Genomic DNA, 12,071 nt, shown 5'->3' on the forward strand with positions numbered 1-12,071 from the left:
CTGTACGGAGGCCGCGCCGGTCTCCGTACAGGCCCCCCGCCCGCACGGCTCCGTCGCGGGCACGGTACGAATCCCTCTGTGAACGACACGACCCGGCCCGCGACCATCCGCGTCTTCATCGCCCTGGCGCCGCCCGACGAGGCCAAGGACGAACTCGCCCGCGCCCTCGCCCCCGCCTACGCGGCGTACCCCGGCATGCGCTGGAACCGCATCGAGGACTGGCACATCACCCTCGCCTTCCTCGGCGAGCTGCCCGTCGCCACCGTGCCGCTCCTCCACGCGCCCCTCGCGGAGCTCGCCGCGGCCCGCCGCCCCCTCACACTCTCCCTCCGGGGCGGCGGACACTTCGACTCCCGTGTCCTGTGGAGCGGCATCGCCGGCGACGTCCCCGGCCTCCACCGCCTCGCCGACGAGGTGCGCACCCTGGTGAAGGAGACCGGCATCCCGTACGAGGGGCGTCCGCTGCGCCCCCACCTCACCCTCGCCCGCGCCCGGCGCGGCGACCTCGCCGGCGTCCCGGGCGCGGCCGGTGTCCTCGACGGCTTCGCCGGGCGCTCCTGGCCCGCCGCCCGCCTCCACCTCGTCGGCAGCGACGACGCGCGCGGCCCGGCCCCGGTCCGCTACCGGGACATCGACTCCTGGCCGTTCACCGGGGCCTGACGCCGACAGGCCCGACCGCCCAGGGGAGCCCGGCGGCCTCAGGGGGCCGAGATCAGCTTGTTCAGCCGCATACCGAGCCAGGGTTTCCGGCCGCCGGCCCACATCCGGCCCAGCGCGACCGCCTTCCAGAGCGGCATGCGGCCGAAGGCGACGAGCAGGAAGGCCGACGGCGCCGCCGTGATCCGGCAGTCGTACGGGCGCGGGCCCGCGTCCCGGGTGACGGTGGCGGCCCCGTCCTCCACCACGACGGCGAGCCGCGGACCGCCCTCGACGACCAGGTCGAAGGCGATCCGCACGCCCTTCGCCTTCTCGGTGTCGAGGGCGAGCGGCATCACCGTCACCAGGGCCTGCCCGATCACCAGCGAGGCGTCCTCGGGGGAGATGGTCCACGGGCGGCGCGTGCCCCGCGCGATGTCGAGGCCGTGCACGAGGGTCTCGCTGAGCATCAGGCCGGTCGCCGCCGCCAGCGGAACGCTCCGCCCGGGGCCGTACCACGGCATGGGGACGGGCGTCCCGGGCGCGAGCCCCGCCGAGACCCGCAGGAAGGACTCGCCCCGCTCGGCGAGGAGCGCGCCCAGCCGCTTCCGCTCCTGCCCGGCGACGAGGCCGAGGGACAGCGCGTTCACGGCGGTGACCCGCTCGCCGAAGGTCGCCTCCCGCCCCACCGGTACGGCGTCCCAGTCGATGACCTCGTCACCGGTCACGGCCGCCCCGTAGGCGAGGTACACGGCCGCGAGGTGCGCGCCGACGTCCCCCACGGACCACCCGGGCAGCCCCGACGGCGCCTCCAAGTCGCCCGTCCCGTCCATCAGTTCCACAAGGCGTCCGATCGCGTCCGCCACCGCGGCCCGCGTCCGCCCGTGCTCGGCCACCGGATCGAAAGTCGTGACGACACCCATGCGATTTCCCCCAAGGCAGTGGACGGGCCCGCACCTTACCGCTCAGTAGGTTCGGGTGACAGGGGTCCCGCATCGCGAACAGGGCACCACCCGGGGGGCTCGGTCTCAGCCCGCCGCCGGGCGCGGCGTACGGAGCCGGTCCAGGAGCGCCGCCTCGGCCGCCTCCGCCCGCGCGTCGCTCCACCGCCCGCAGGCGCCGCCCCCGGGGGCGCGGAGATGGTCGCCCAGCTTCATCGGCCACGTGGTCAACGCCCGGCCCGTGCCCTCCAGTTGGGGAAAGCGCTCGGCGAGCCGCGACCTGAACGGCGCGATGTCGTCCACCGAGCGCAGCCAGGCCGCGAGCAGCAGGTCGTACGGCACCGAAAGCGAGGCACACAGCCGGATCTCCCGCAGCGCGCTGATCCGCTCCGCAAGCCGCGGCGCCCGGCTCTGCGGCACCGCCGCCCACAGCGACACCGAGACGACCGGCCACCCCGACAGCGCCCGCGCCACCTCGCGCCGGTACACCGACGCCTGCTCGGCCTCCAGCCGGCCCAGGCGCGCCGGACCGTCGTGGGGCTGAGCCCGATCCGCTCCGCAAGCCGCGCCGCGGACTGCCGGGGATCCTCGCTCGGCACCCGTACCAGCTCCAGGTCCCGCTCCTCCAGGAGGCGCCCGCCCGCCGGCCGGGACGCGGCCACCCCGCCGAGCGCGCCCAGCCGGAAGCCCACGTACCGGTCCGGCTCGGCCTGGGCGTCGCCCTCGGGGCCGTGCCCACCGTGATCGCGGAGGCCGGCGACCCGTCCAGGACCGGGGTGACCACCGCCCTCTACGACAACGTCAAGACGCTCGGCGGAGCGGTGGCCGGCGGCGTCATGGCCGCCGTCCTCGCCGCCTCGGCGGCCGCCGCTCCGACCCGCGCCGCCCGCCGCCGCGCGCCACTCGGTTAGCTTGGGGGCGTGGCCGCGAGAGGACGCCGTCACCGGGAAGTCGTCACAGGGAAGGAGACCGGCGTATGACCCTCGTGGCGCTCATCAACCCCAACATCGACGAGGCCACCACCGGCATGATGGCCGCCATCGCCCACCGGACCCTGCGCCCGGAGGACGGGTACGAGGTCCGCGGCGTCACCGTCGCCGCCGGGCCGCCGATGCTCGTCGACGAGGAGGCCCTGCGCGCCTCCGTCGCCCACGTCCTCACCGCGGCGGACCGGCTCCTCGCCGGGCCCGACGGCGAGCGGGTGGCCGCCCTGGTGGTCGGCGCCTTCGGGGATCCGGGCGTCGAGGAGCTGCGTACCCGCACCGCCGTCCCCGTGGTCGGCATCGCCGAGGCCGCCCTGCGCGAGGCCGGTGCCGGCGGCCGCCGCTTCGGCATCGCCACCACCACCCCCGGCCTGGCCGCCGCGATCGACGCCCGCGCCGCCCGCCTCGGGTGGGCCGCGCAGTACACCGGTGTCCGTCTCACCTCCGGCGACCCCCGCCGGCTGGCCGCCGCTCCCGACGAGATGACGGACCGTCTGGCCGAAGCGGTGGACCGGTGTGTGAAGGAGGACGGCGCCGAGGCGGTCGTCATCGGCGGCGGCCCCCTGGGCGAAGCCGCCGAAGCCCTCCGCCACCGCTTCCCCGTCCCGGTCGTCGGCCCGATCCCGGCGGCGGCCGGGGAGGTCCGGCGCCTGCTGGCGTGAGCCGCACCGGCCACGCCCGGCCGGAGACGGCGGTCAGGCTCCGGCGGCCTCCGCGGCCTCCGCGGCGATCCGGTCGAACTGGGCGCCCATCGCGGCGGCGAGCGCCTGCGCGGCGGACAGGGGCCGGACCATGACGGTGAAGTCGTCGATCTTTCCCTCCTCGTCGAAGTGGAGGAAGTCGCAGCCCTGGATCTGCTTGCCGTCGACGGTGGCGGTGAAGACGAAGGCGTGGTCGCGGCCGTCGGGGTTCGCGATCTCCCGGACGTAGGTGAAGTCCTCGAAGACGCGGATCACCCCGCGCAGGATCGCGGCGGTGATGGCCTTGCCCGGGTACGGCTTGAAGGCGACGGGGCTGGTGAAGACGACGTTCTCGGCGAGCAGGGCCTCGATGGCGGCCTCGTCGCGGTTCTCGACGGCCTGGCGGAACGGATGCATGACCGACAGCTCCATAGTCAATTATGTGAATAGGTGACTCGGAGGGTATGGGGGGAGGGAGTCCTTGTCCACCCCTTCCCGCGGGCCGCCCCACCCTTCACGGCTGTCCGCCCCGCCCTTCACGGCTGTCCGCCGAACGGGTGACAGCTCCGCCGTGCCCGTGACACCCGTTCGGGCGCGCCGTTGCCCCGGCATGCGAACGACGATCCTCGCGGCGGCCCTGACCGCCGTCCTCCTGGCGGCGATCGCCCCCGGTGCCTCCCGGGAGTCCGATCCGTGCGGCCACGAGGCCACCGAAACGGTTCACCTCCGTACCGGCCCGAGCGACACCCGGAGCTCCCGCGGCCTCCTCCGCCGCGGTGACGACGTCACGGTCCTCCGGGAGTCGGGCGACTGGTACCGCGTCAGCCTCGACGAGCGCTCCCGCTCCGGTCTCCGGGCCGACACGAAGGGCTGGGCCCCGAAGCACCACCTCCGCCCCCGGGCCTGCGCCCGCCCGAACGGTTAGCGGCGGGGCCGGTCAGGGCGCCTTCACGGCCGGTGCGCCGGGGTCGCAGGACAGCCGGGCCGCCGCCAGGCCCGGGGCGCTGTCCTGGAGGCCCTTCGACGGCTCGGCGCAGTCCAGGACGCCCGAGCCGTCGACGGTCCAGCTCGTGGCGCGGCCGGTCGAGGCCGTGCCGTCGGCGCAGGTGTGGCGGAAGTCGGCGGTGACCTGGCGTACGTAGGAGAACTCGACGAAGGTGCCCGCGCCGGTGACGCTGGTCCTGCCCCCGTCGAGCTTCGGTGCGGGACGGCTGGGCTCGGAGAACGCGGAGTCCTCGCCGTCGCCCCCGATGTGGGCCCCCAGCGAACGCAGCGTCGCGCGCGCGTCGGCCTCGGGCCCCGTCTCCGTCGTCACGCCGGTACGCGGGGTGTGCAGCCGCGCCGGGCGGTGCGTGAGCGCTCCGCCGCCCTTGCCGAGGGTCTGCTTCTCCGTGACGCCGGTGAGGACGTCCCGCTGCTCGACGTTGAACCACAGGAACGCCCCGCCCGCGCACGCCGACGCCGTGTCCTTCGCCGTGCTCTTCGCCGCGCCGGCCGGGCGCTGGGGCGGGGCGGTCCTCGCCTCACCGCCGGACGAGCAGGCGGCCGTGCCCGCGAGCAGCACGGCCACGGCGCAGGCCGCCGTCCAGGTCTTCGTGATCTTCGTGCTCATGAGTTCCCCCGTATCGCCACTGGTCGATGGCGATCCTCACCCTATCCACCCCGGCCGCGCCGTCAGGAGCCCGTGGCCGCGTTCAGCTGTTCCTCCAGGGCCGCCAGCGTCCGGTAGCAGGGCAGGACCTGGGCGAGGGAGGCGTTCGGTTCGCGGCTCTCGCGGATCGCCGCCACGAACTCGCGGTCCTGGAGCTCGATGCCGTCCATCGACACGTCGACGCCGCTCACGTCGATCGGCTCGTCCTTGCCGGTGACCAGGTCGTCGTAGCGGGCGATGTAGGTGCCGGTGTCGCCGATGTAGCGGAAGAACGTGCCCAGCGGGCCGTCGTTGTTGAACGACAGCGACAGGGTGCAGATGGCACCGTTCGCCGCCCGCAGCTGGATCGACATGTCCATCGCGATGCCGAGCTCGGGATGGATCGGGCCCTGCACGGCGTTGGCCTGCACGATCGGCGAACCCGTCTGGTAGGCGAACAGGTCGACGGTGTGCGCGGCGTGGTGCCACAGCAGGTGGTCGGTCCAGGAACGCGGCTGGCCGAGCGCGTTGAGGTTCTTCCGGCGGAAGAAGTACGTCTGCACGTCCATCTGCTGGATGCGGAACGCGTCGGCCTCGATCCGCCGCCGCACCCACTGGTGGCTGGGGTTGAAGCGGCGGGTGTGGCCCGCCATCGCCACGAGTCCGGTGCGCTCCTGCGCCGCCACGCACGCCTCGGCGTCGGCGAGCGAGTCGGCGAGCGGGATCTCGACCTGGACGTGCTTGCCCGCTTCCAGGCAGGCCAGGGTCTGCTCGGCGTGCAGCTGTGTGGGGGTGGCGAGGACGACGGCGTCGACGTCGTCCATCGCGAGCACCTCGTCCAGGGAGGCGACGGCGCGGCCCACGCCCTGTTCGGCGGCGAACTTCCGGGCGCGTTCGAGGCTGCTGCTCACCACGGCGGCCACCTCGACGCCGTCGATCCGCTTCAGGGCGGCCGCGTGCTTGGCGCCGAAGGCGCCGCCGCCGGCCAGGGCGATCCGCAGGGTCCGGTTCTCGGTCATGTCACTCCTTCACGGCGGGCTCGTCGACCCGCGGGCGGTTTTCCAGGATCAGGTGTCCGACGGCCGTGTTGGACGCCGGCACGTGGTAGAAGCGGTGCTTGACCTCGACCTCGCCGGAGTCGTCGACGTCGCTCATCGCACCGCGGGCGATCAGCCACATGACCAGCTCGATGCCCTCCGAGCCGGCCTCCTCCACGTACTCCAGGTGCGGCACCGCGGCGAGCCCGGCCGGGTCCTCGACCAGCCGGTCCAGGAAGGCGTTGTCCCACTCCCGGTTGATCAGCCCGGCGCGCGGGCCCTGGAGCTGGTGGCTCATGCCGCCGGTGCCCCACACCTGCACCTTGAGCGGCCGGTCGTACGACTCGATCGCCCGGCGCAGAGCCCGGCCGAGGTCGAAGCAGCGGGCGCCCGAGGGCACCGGGTACTGCACCACGTTGACGTGGAACGGGATGACCTTGCACGGCCACTTCTCGACGTCGCCGAACATCAGCGACAGGGGGACGGTCAGCCCGTGGTCGACGGTCATCTCGTTGGCGAGGGTGAGGTCGAAGTCGTCCCGGATGAGGGAGTGCGCGATGTGCGCGGCCAGGTCCGGGTCGCCCTCGACGGCGGGGACGGGGCGGGGCCCGTACCCTTCGTCGGCGACCGGGAAGACGGCCCCGGTGCCGAGCACGAAGGTCGGGACCAGCGACTGGTCGAAGGCGCTGGCGTGGTCGTTGTAGACCAGGACGATCACGTCGGGCACGTTCTCCCGCTCCCACGCCCGGGAGTACGCGTACCCCTCGAACACCGGCCGCCAGTACGGCTCCTCGGTCTTGCCGTGGTCCATGGCCGCGCCGATCGCCGGCACGTGCGAGGTGAAGACGGCGCCGGTGATCCCGGCGTGCTCGGCCGGGGCCTCGGGCGCGTGGGCGGCTTCGAGGACGGCGTGGTCGATGCGGTTCCCCTCCACGGAGCGGCCGCCGCCGGCCATCATGTCGCGGTACTCCTGCTCGGTCATGCCGGTCATCGAGCCCGCCATCTGCTGGAACGAAAGGCCCAGCGTGGCACCCCACTTGGCGAGGAAGTAGATGTTGCCGCCCTCGCGCATCGCCGCGTTGAGGTCGCGGTCGAGCAGCGCCCGCCTCTGCTCCTCCCGCAGAGGCCACGCGTCCAGGTAGGCGCGCTCGTCGGCGAGGTAGGCCGCCCGGTTCTCCGCCGTCATCAGCGACATGCAGAACTGGTTGAGGTGGTAGCCCTTGGCCGACTGCTCGGCGTCGAAGATCGTCGTCCCCGGAACCAGTTTGTAGGTCTTGTCCAGCGACATGCCGGTACTCCAATCGAGGAGGGTTCAGAGGGATGGTCAGTCGGCGTCGGGCCAGTACAGGCGCATCGGGTTGTCGACGAGCAGCCTGCGCCGGAGCTCCGGCGTCGGCGCGATGTGCGGGACGAAGTCGACGAGGAGCCCGTCGTCGGGCATGTGGTCGGTGAGGTTCGGGTGCGGCCAGTCGGTGCCCCACAGCACCCGGTCGGGGAACTCCTCGACCACGCGGCGGGCGAAGGGGACGACGTCCCGGTAGGCCGCCCGCTCCCCGTCGAGGGCCGGCGGGCCGCTCACCGAGAGGCGCTCCGGGCACGTCACCTTGCACCAGACGTCCGGCCGGGCCCGCAGGAAGTCCAGGAACGCCTCGAAGTCGGGCCCGTCCGGGTCCTTGGAGGTGTCCGGCCGGCCCATGTGGTCGACGACCAGCGGCACCGGGATGGAGAGAAGGAAGTCCCGCAGGTCGGGCAGGTCGGCCGCCTCGAAGTAGACGACGACGTGCCAGCCGTACGGCGCGATCCTCTCGACGACGTCCCACAGGTCCTGCCGCGGCGCCGTGTCCACCAGCCGCTTCACGAAGTTGAACCGCACCCCGCGGACGCCCGCCTCGTGCAGCTCCCGCACCTCGGCATCGGTGACGTCGGGCCGCAGCGTCGCCACGCCCCGGGCGAGCCCGCCGGAGGCCCGCAGCGCGTCGACCACGGCGGTGTTGTCGGCGCCGTGACAGGTCGCCTGCACCACGACGTTACGGGCGAAGCCGAGGTGGTCGCGGAGCGCGAAGAGCTGCTCCTTGGACGCGTCGCACGGCGTGTACTTGCGCTCCGGTGCGTACGGGAACTCCTCGCCGGGCCCGAAGACATGGCAGTGCGCGTCGACGGCGCCCTCGGGGAGCCGGAACTCCGGCCGGCTCGGACCGGCGTACCAGTCCAGCCAGCCCGGGGTCTTCTCGAAGGTCGTCATCGTCAGTCCTCGTACCGCAGTCCGAGCTCGGCCAGCGGGCCGCGCATCCCGTACAGGTCCAGACCGAGCCTCCCGGCCCGGAACTGCGCCCGCTTGCCCTCCTCGTTCGCCTCGCGGGCGGCCGCCGCGGCGGCCACCTCGGCGGCCCGCTCGCGCGGCACCACGACGACGCCGTCGGCGTCCGCGACGACCACGTCACCGGGGCGGACCAGGGCGTTGCCACAGACCACGGGCACGTTGACCGAGCCGAGGGTGGCCTTGACCGTGCCCTTGGCGTTGACCGCCCGGGAGAAGACGGGGAAGTCCATCCCCTCCAGGTCGGCGACGTCACGGACCCCGCCGTCGATGACCAGGCCCCGGCAGCCCCGGGCGCGGAAGGAGGTGGCGAGCAGCTCGCCGAAGAAACCGTCCTCGCTCTCGGTCGTACAGGCCGCCACCACGACGTCCCCGTCCCGGATCTGCTCGGCGGCGACGTGCAGCATCCAGTTGTCGCCGGGCTGGAGCAGCACGGTCACGGCCGTACCGCACATCCGGGCCTTCGGGTAGACCGGGCGCAGGTAGGGGCGCATCAGGCCGACCCGGCCCATCGCCTCGTGGACCGTCGCGACGCCGAACTCCGACAGCGCGGCGACGGCCTCCGGGTCGGCCCGGTCGATCCTGGTGCGGACGACGCCGATCTCGGTGTGTTCCATGGGTGCTTCTCCTGGAAGGCGGGGGTCAGCGGCCGGCCGCGGCGAGCCGGGCGGCCAGTCGGGGGTAGACGCGCAGGGCGTTGCCGGAGTACACGGCGGCACGCTCCTCGTCCGACAGGTGCTCGGTGGCGTCCACGTACCGCCGCGTGTCGTCGAAGTGGTGACCGGTGCTCGGATCGACGTCGCGGACCGCGCCGATCATCTCGCTGGCGAAGAGGACGGACCGGCTGGGGATCACCCGGGTCAGCAGGTCGATGCCCGGCTGGTGGTAGACGCAGGTGTCGAAGAAGACGTTGTCGAGCAGCGCCTCCGGGGCCGGCCCGCCCAGCGCCATCGCCAGGCCGCGGAACCGGCCCCAGTGGTACGGGACGGCCCCGCCGCCGTGCGGGATCACGAACCGCAGCGTCGGGAAGTCGGCGAACAGATCGCCCTGGAGCAGCTGCATGAACGCCGTGGTGTCGGCGTTCAGATAGTGCGCGCCCGTGGTGTGGAAGGCCGGGTTGCAGGAGGTGCTGACGTGGATCATCGCCGGGACGTCGTACGCGACCATCGCCTCGTACAGCGGGTACCAGCTGCGGTCGGTCAGCGGCGGCGCCGTCCAACGCCCGCCCGACGGGTCGGGGTTGAGGTTGACCGCGACCGCGCCCAGCTCCTCGACCGCGCGGCGCAGCTCGGGCAGGCAGGTCGCCGGGTCGACGCCCGGCGACTGCGGCAGCATCGCGCCCGTCGCGAACCGGCCGGGGTAGAGCGTGCTGACCCGGTGGACCAGGTCGTTGCAGATCCGCGCCCACACCGAGGAGACGGCGAAGTCGCCGATGTGGTGGGCCATGAAGCTGGCGCGCGGCGAGAAGACCGTGAGGTCGCTGCCCCGCTCGTCCATCAGCCGCAGCTGGTTGCCCTCGATCGCGGCGCGCAGCTCGTCGTCGGTGACGACCAGCTCGCCGGGGTCCGGGGCGGGGCCGCGGCCCTCGGCCGCGGCGATCTGCCGCTCGCGCCACGCGGCGAGCTGCGGCGGGGCGGTGGTGAAGTGACCGTGACAGTCGATGATCATGGAATCGTCCTCGGGGGCGTCCGGGTCAGTGGTCGTGGGTGCGGGTGGGCCAGCCCGTGTACTGCTCGGCCAGATAGGTGCGCCCGGCGCGCGTGCCCACCACGTTCTCCAGCTCGCCGAGCTGACGACGCAGGTCGAAGGGGGAGCCGCCGGGCGCGGTGTGCAGCAACCGGGTCATCCAGTACGAGAAGTTCTGCGCCCGCCAGACCCGCCGGAGGGCCCGCGGCTGGTACTCGTCGAGCGCCGCCCCGCCCTCACCGCCGAAGGCCCGCACCAGCGTGCCGGCGAGGACCTTCACGTCGTGCAGCGCCAGGTTGAGCCCGCGGGCACCGGTCGGCGGCACCGTGTGCGCGGCGTCCCCGGCCAGCAGCAGCGAACCCCAGCGCATCGGCTCCTGCACGAAGGACCGGAACCGCAGCACCGTCTTCTCGGTGATCGGCCCCTCCTTCAGCCGGAAGCCGTCCTCACCGGCCACCCGCGCCTGGAGGGTCTCCCAGATCCGGTCGTCGGACCAGGCGTCGGCGGACTCGTCGGGCGCGCACTGGAAGTACATGCGCTGCACGGCCTCGGTGCGCTGGCTGATCAGCGCGAAACCGTGCCCGGAGTGGGCGTAGACCAGCTCGGGCGCGCTCGCCGGCGCCTCGGCGAGGATCCCGAACCACGCGAAGGGGTACTCCTTGCCGTACCGCACCCGCCGCTCCTCCGGCACCAGGTCGCGGCACATGCTCCGCGAGCCGTCCGCGCCGACGACGTACCGCGCCCGGATCTCGTGGCGGCTCCCGTCCGGCGCGGTGTACCGGACCCGGGGGGCGTCGGTGGTGACGTCGAGCACCTCGGTGTCGCGGACACCGAAGTGGACCGTGCCGCCGTCGCGTTCACGGGCGTCGGCCAGGTCGACGAAGACGTCGGTCTGCGGGTAGAGCCACACGGACGCGCCGACGAGCTCCTTGAAGTCGATGCGGTACGGCCGCCCGGCCGACCGCAGCTCGATGCCCTCGTGCTCGTACCCGTCGCGCAGGATCCGGTCCGAGACGCCCGTCTCCACCAGGTCCCGGGCCGCGTCGGCCTCCAGGATCCCGGCCCGCTGGGTCGTCTCGATCTCGTGACGCGTACGGGTGTCGACGGCGATCGTCTCGATTCCGGCGCGGCCGAGCAGGTGCGCCAGCATGAGGCCGGCCGGCCCCGCGCCGACGACCGCGACCGGAACCGAGGCGATGGAGTCGACGGGGGCGTCGGCCATGGCATCTCCCAAGCGGCAGTGGACGTCCGAACAGTTCGGAACGGCCCGAACGCTGCCAGCCTGCCCAGCCCCTGGTCTGCGGCGTTTCCGTCAGACGGAAACCGGCCCGGAACTCATCCCGTCGTCCGGGTACGCCTGCCGAGCTCGTCGGAGATCCCGTACGCGGCCCGCAGCAGCGGCTCGCGCAGCCCGCGCGCCCTGCCCGCGTCCTGCGCGGCGATCACGATCCCCAGCGCGGCGCTCACCGGCCCCGTCCGGCCGATCCGCACCGGCGCGGCCACCGCCACCGTGCTCTCCGACAACTGCCGGTCGCTGACGAAGACCTGCTCGCGCCGGATCCGGTCCAACTGCGTCCGCAGGGTCCTGGGATCGGTGACGGTGTGGGGGGTCCAGGCCCGCTGCGGCGCGTCGAGGACCTCCTCCTGGATGTCCCGCGGCGCGTGCGCGAGCAGCACCCGGCCCATCCCGGTGGACCCCACGGGGAACCGGGTGCCGACATTGGTCAGCAGCTCCACCGACCGGTGCCCGGCGATCCTCTCCACGAACACGAGCTCGGTGCCCTCCCGCACCGCCAGCTGGACGTTCTCGTGGGTCACCTCGTAGAGGTCCTGCATGAACGGCAGCGCCACATCGCGCAGGATCTGCGTCCTGGGACAGCCCGAGGCGATCTCCCACAGCCGCAGCCCCACGTGCCACGACCCGTCCTCCCCCCGCTCCAGCGCCCCCCACGCCGCCAGCTCCGTGACCACCCGGTGCGTGGTGCTCAGGGCCAGGCCGGTGCGCTGGGCGATCTCCGATAGTGTCTGCGCGGGGTGCTCGCGGTCGAAGGCCGAGAGGACCTCCAGTACTTTTCCCGCCGCCGTGGTCCGGGTCGTGCTCACGCCGCCAGTCTCGCAGACCCGCGCCGAGCCACCGGACCGAGCGCCCCCCGCTTCCCAG

At 73.5% G+C, this 12,071-nt stretch carries 15 protein-coding genes and 1 pseudogene; 4 read left to right on the forward strand and 12 right to left on the reverse strand.

The window, feature by feature from the left end:
* Positions 1-78 precede the first annotated feature (78 nt).
* Complete coding sequence (gene thpR / locus QK442_RS15915; RefSeq protein ID WP_282694590.1) at positions 79-660, forward strand: RNA 2',3'-cyclic phosphodiesterase; 582 nt, start codon at positions 79-81, stop codon at positions 658-660.
* A gap of 38 nt (positions 661-698) precedes the next feature.
* Here the strand turns inward: thpR and QK442_RS15920 are convergent, their stop codons facing one another.
* From QK442_RS15920 to QK442_RS36350, 3 genes and pseudogenes are all read right to left on the reverse strand, one after another.
* Complete coding sequence (locus QK442_RS15920) at positions 699-1,559, reverse strand: maleylpyruvate isomerase family mycothiol-dependent enzyme (RefSeq protein WP_282694591.1); 861 nt, start codon at positions 1,557-1,559, stop codon at positions 699-701.
* Positions 1,560-1,664: 105 nt separating this feature from the next.
* Positions 1,665-2,066: a hypothetical protein gene (locus QK442_RS15925; protein ID WP_282694629.1), complete on the reverse strand. Its 402-nt coding sequence runs from the start codon at positions 2,064-2,066 to the stop codon at positions 1,665-1,667.
* Between the two features lie 78 nt (positions 2,067-2,144).
* Positions 2,145-2,269 (reverse strand): annotated as a pseudogene (locus QK442_RS36350) (hypothetical protein); the annotation flags it as partial.
* Between the two features lie 39 nt (positions 2,270-2,308).
* On the opposite strand from QK442_RS36350, the gene QK442_RS15930 reads away from it, so the two are divergent.
* On the forward strand, positions 2,309-2,488 hold the full coding sequence (locus tag QK442_RS15930) for a hypothetical protein (RefSeq protein WP_282694592.1): 180 nt from the start codon (positions 2,309-2,311) through the stop codon (positions 2,486-2,488).
* A 65-nt stretch (positions 2,489-2,553) separates the two neighbouring features.
* Entirely contained in the window at positions 2,554-3,222 is a 669-nt protein-coding gene (locus QK442_RS15935) for an aspartate/glutamate racemase family protein (protein WP_282694593.1), read from the forward strand.
* A gap of 33 nt (positions 3,223-3,255) precedes the next feature.
* Here the strand turns inward: QK442_RS15935 and QK442_RS15940 are convergent, their stop codons facing one another.
* The gene (locus QK442_RS15940; protein ID WP_282694594.1) at positions 3,256-3,657 is read right to left on the reverse strand and encodes a nuclear transport factor 2 family protein; all 402 of its coding nucleotides are present in this window, start codon (positions 3,655-3,657) and stop codon (positions 3,256-3,258) included.
* A gap of 193 nt (positions 3,658-3,850) precedes the next feature.
* Here QK442_RS15940 and QK442_RS15945 point away from each other — a divergent pair, with 193 nt between their 5' ends.
* Positions 3,851-4,165 (forward strand): SH3 domain-containing protein, encoded by a 315-nt coding sequence (locus QK442_RS15945; RefSeq protein WP_282694595.1) that lies wholly within the window; start codon positions 3,851-3,853, stop codon positions 4,163-4,165.
* Between the two features lie 12 nt (positions 4,166-4,177).
* Here the strand turns inward: QK442_RS15945 and QK442_RS15950 are convergent, their stop codons facing one another.
* The 8 genes from QK442_RS15950 to QK442_RS15985 all read right to left on the reverse strand — a co-directional run bounded on the left by QK442_RS15950 (position 4,178) and on the right by QK442_RS15985 (position 12,013).
* Positions 4,178-4,852, reverse strand: a complete 675-nt coding sequence (locus QK442_RS15950; protein WP_282694596.1) for a hypothetical protein — start codon at positions 4,850-4,852, stop codon at positions 4,178-4,180.
* A 62-nt stretch (positions 4,853-4,914) separates the two neighbouring features.
* On the reverse strand, positions 4,915-5,889 hold the full coding sequence (locus QK442_RS15955) for a Gfo/Idh/MocA family oxidoreductase (RefSeq protein WP_282694597.1): 975 nt from the start codon (positions 5,887-5,889) through the stop codon (positions 4,915-4,917).
* Position 5,890: 1 nt separating this feature from the next.
* Positions 5,891-7,195 (reverse strand): protocatechuate 4,5-dioxygenase subunit alpha, encoded by a 1,305-nt coding sequence (gene ligA / locus QK442_RS15960; protein ID WP_282694598.1) that lies wholly within the window; start codon positions 7,193-7,195, stop codon positions 5,891-5,893.
* Positions 7,196-7,231: 36 nt separating this feature from the next.
* Positions 7,232-8,149, reverse strand: a complete 918-nt coding sequence (locus QK442_RS15965) for an amidohydrolase family protein (protein ID WP_282694599.1) — start codon at positions 8,147-8,149, stop codon at positions 7,232-7,234.
* A 2-nt stretch (positions 8,150-8,151) separates the two neighbouring features.
* Complete coding sequence (gene ligK / locus QK442_RS15970; protein WP_282694600.1) at positions 8,152-8,841, reverse strand: 4-carboxy-4-hydroxy-2-oxoadipate aldolase/oxaloacetate decarboxylase; 690 nt, start codon at positions 8,839-8,841, stop codon at positions 8,152-8,154.
* Between the two features lie 25 nt (positions 8,842-8,866).
* Entirely contained in the window at positions 8,867-9,892 is a 1,026-nt protein-coding gene (locus tag QK442_RS15975; RefSeq protein WP_282694601.1) for an amidohydrolase family protein, read from the reverse strand.
* Positions 9,893-9,917: 25 nt separating this feature from the next.
* A complete protein-coding gene (locus tag QK442_RS15980; RefSeq protein WP_282694602.1) occupies positions 9,918-11,132 on the reverse strand; it encodes a 4-hydroxybenzoate 3-monooxygenase in 1,215 nt (404 codons plus the stop codon).
* Positions 11,133-11,245: 113 nt separating this feature from the next.
* On the reverse strand, positions 11,246-12,013 hold the full coding sequence (locus QK442_RS15985) for an IclR family transcriptional regulator (RefSeq protein WP_282694603.1): 768 nt from the start codon (positions 12,011-12,013) through the stop codon (positions 11,246-11,248).
* Positions 12,014-12,071: the final 58 nt, after the last annotated feature.

Source organism: Streptomyces sp. CC208A (assembly GCF_030010625.1).
Taxonomy (GTDB): Bacteria; Actinomycetota; Actinomycetes; order Streptomycetales; family Streptomycetaceae; genus Streptomyces.

Excerpts from the sequence above, each read along its gene's own strand:
- ligK (WP_282694600.1), bottom strand. The coding sequence starts at position 8,841 with ATGGAACACACCGAGATCGGCGTCGTCCGCACCAGGATCGACCGGGCC.
- QK442_RS15980 (WP_282694602.1), bottom strand. The coding sequence starts at position 11,132 with ATGGCCGACGCCCCCGTCGACTCCATCGCCTCGGTTCCGGTCGCGGTC.
- ligA (WP_282694598.1), bottom strand. The coding sequence starts at position 7,195 with ATGTCGCTGGACAAGACCTACAAACTGGTTCCGGGGACGACGATCTTC.
- QK442_RS15950 (WP_282694596.1), bottom strand. The coding sequence starts at position 4,852 with ATGAGCACGAAGATCACGAAGACCTGGACGGCGGCCTGCGCCGTGGCC.
- QK442_RS15945 (WP_282694595.1), top strand. The coding sequence starts at position 3,851 with ATGCGAACGACGATCCTCGCGGCGGCCCTGACCGCCGTCCTCCTGGCG.
- QK442_RS15935 (WP_282694593.1), top strand. The coding sequence starts at position 2,554 with ATGACCCTCGTGGCGCTCATCAACCCCAACATCGACGAGGCCACCACC.
- QK442_RS15940 (WP_282694594.1), bottom strand. The coding sequence starts at position 3,657 with ATGCATCCGTTCCGCCAGGCCGTCGAGAACCGCGACGAGGCCGCCATC.
- QK442_RS15975 (WP_282694601.1), bottom strand. The coding sequence starts at position 9,892 with ATGATCATCGACTGTCACGGTCACTTCACCACCGCCCCGCCGCAGCTC.
- QK442_RS15955 (WP_282694597.1), bottom strand. The coding sequence starts at position 5,889 with ATGACCGAGAACCGGACCCTGCGGATCGCCCTGGCCGGCGGCGGCGCC.
- QK442_RS15965 (WP_282694599.1), bottom strand. The coding sequence starts at position 8,149 with ATGACGACCTTCGAGAAGACCCCGGGCTGGCTGGACTGGTACGCCGGT.
- QK442_RS15920 (WP_282694591.1), bottom strand. The coding sequence starts at position 1,559 with ATGGGTGTCGTCACGACTTTCGATCCGGTGGCCGAGCACGGGCGGACG.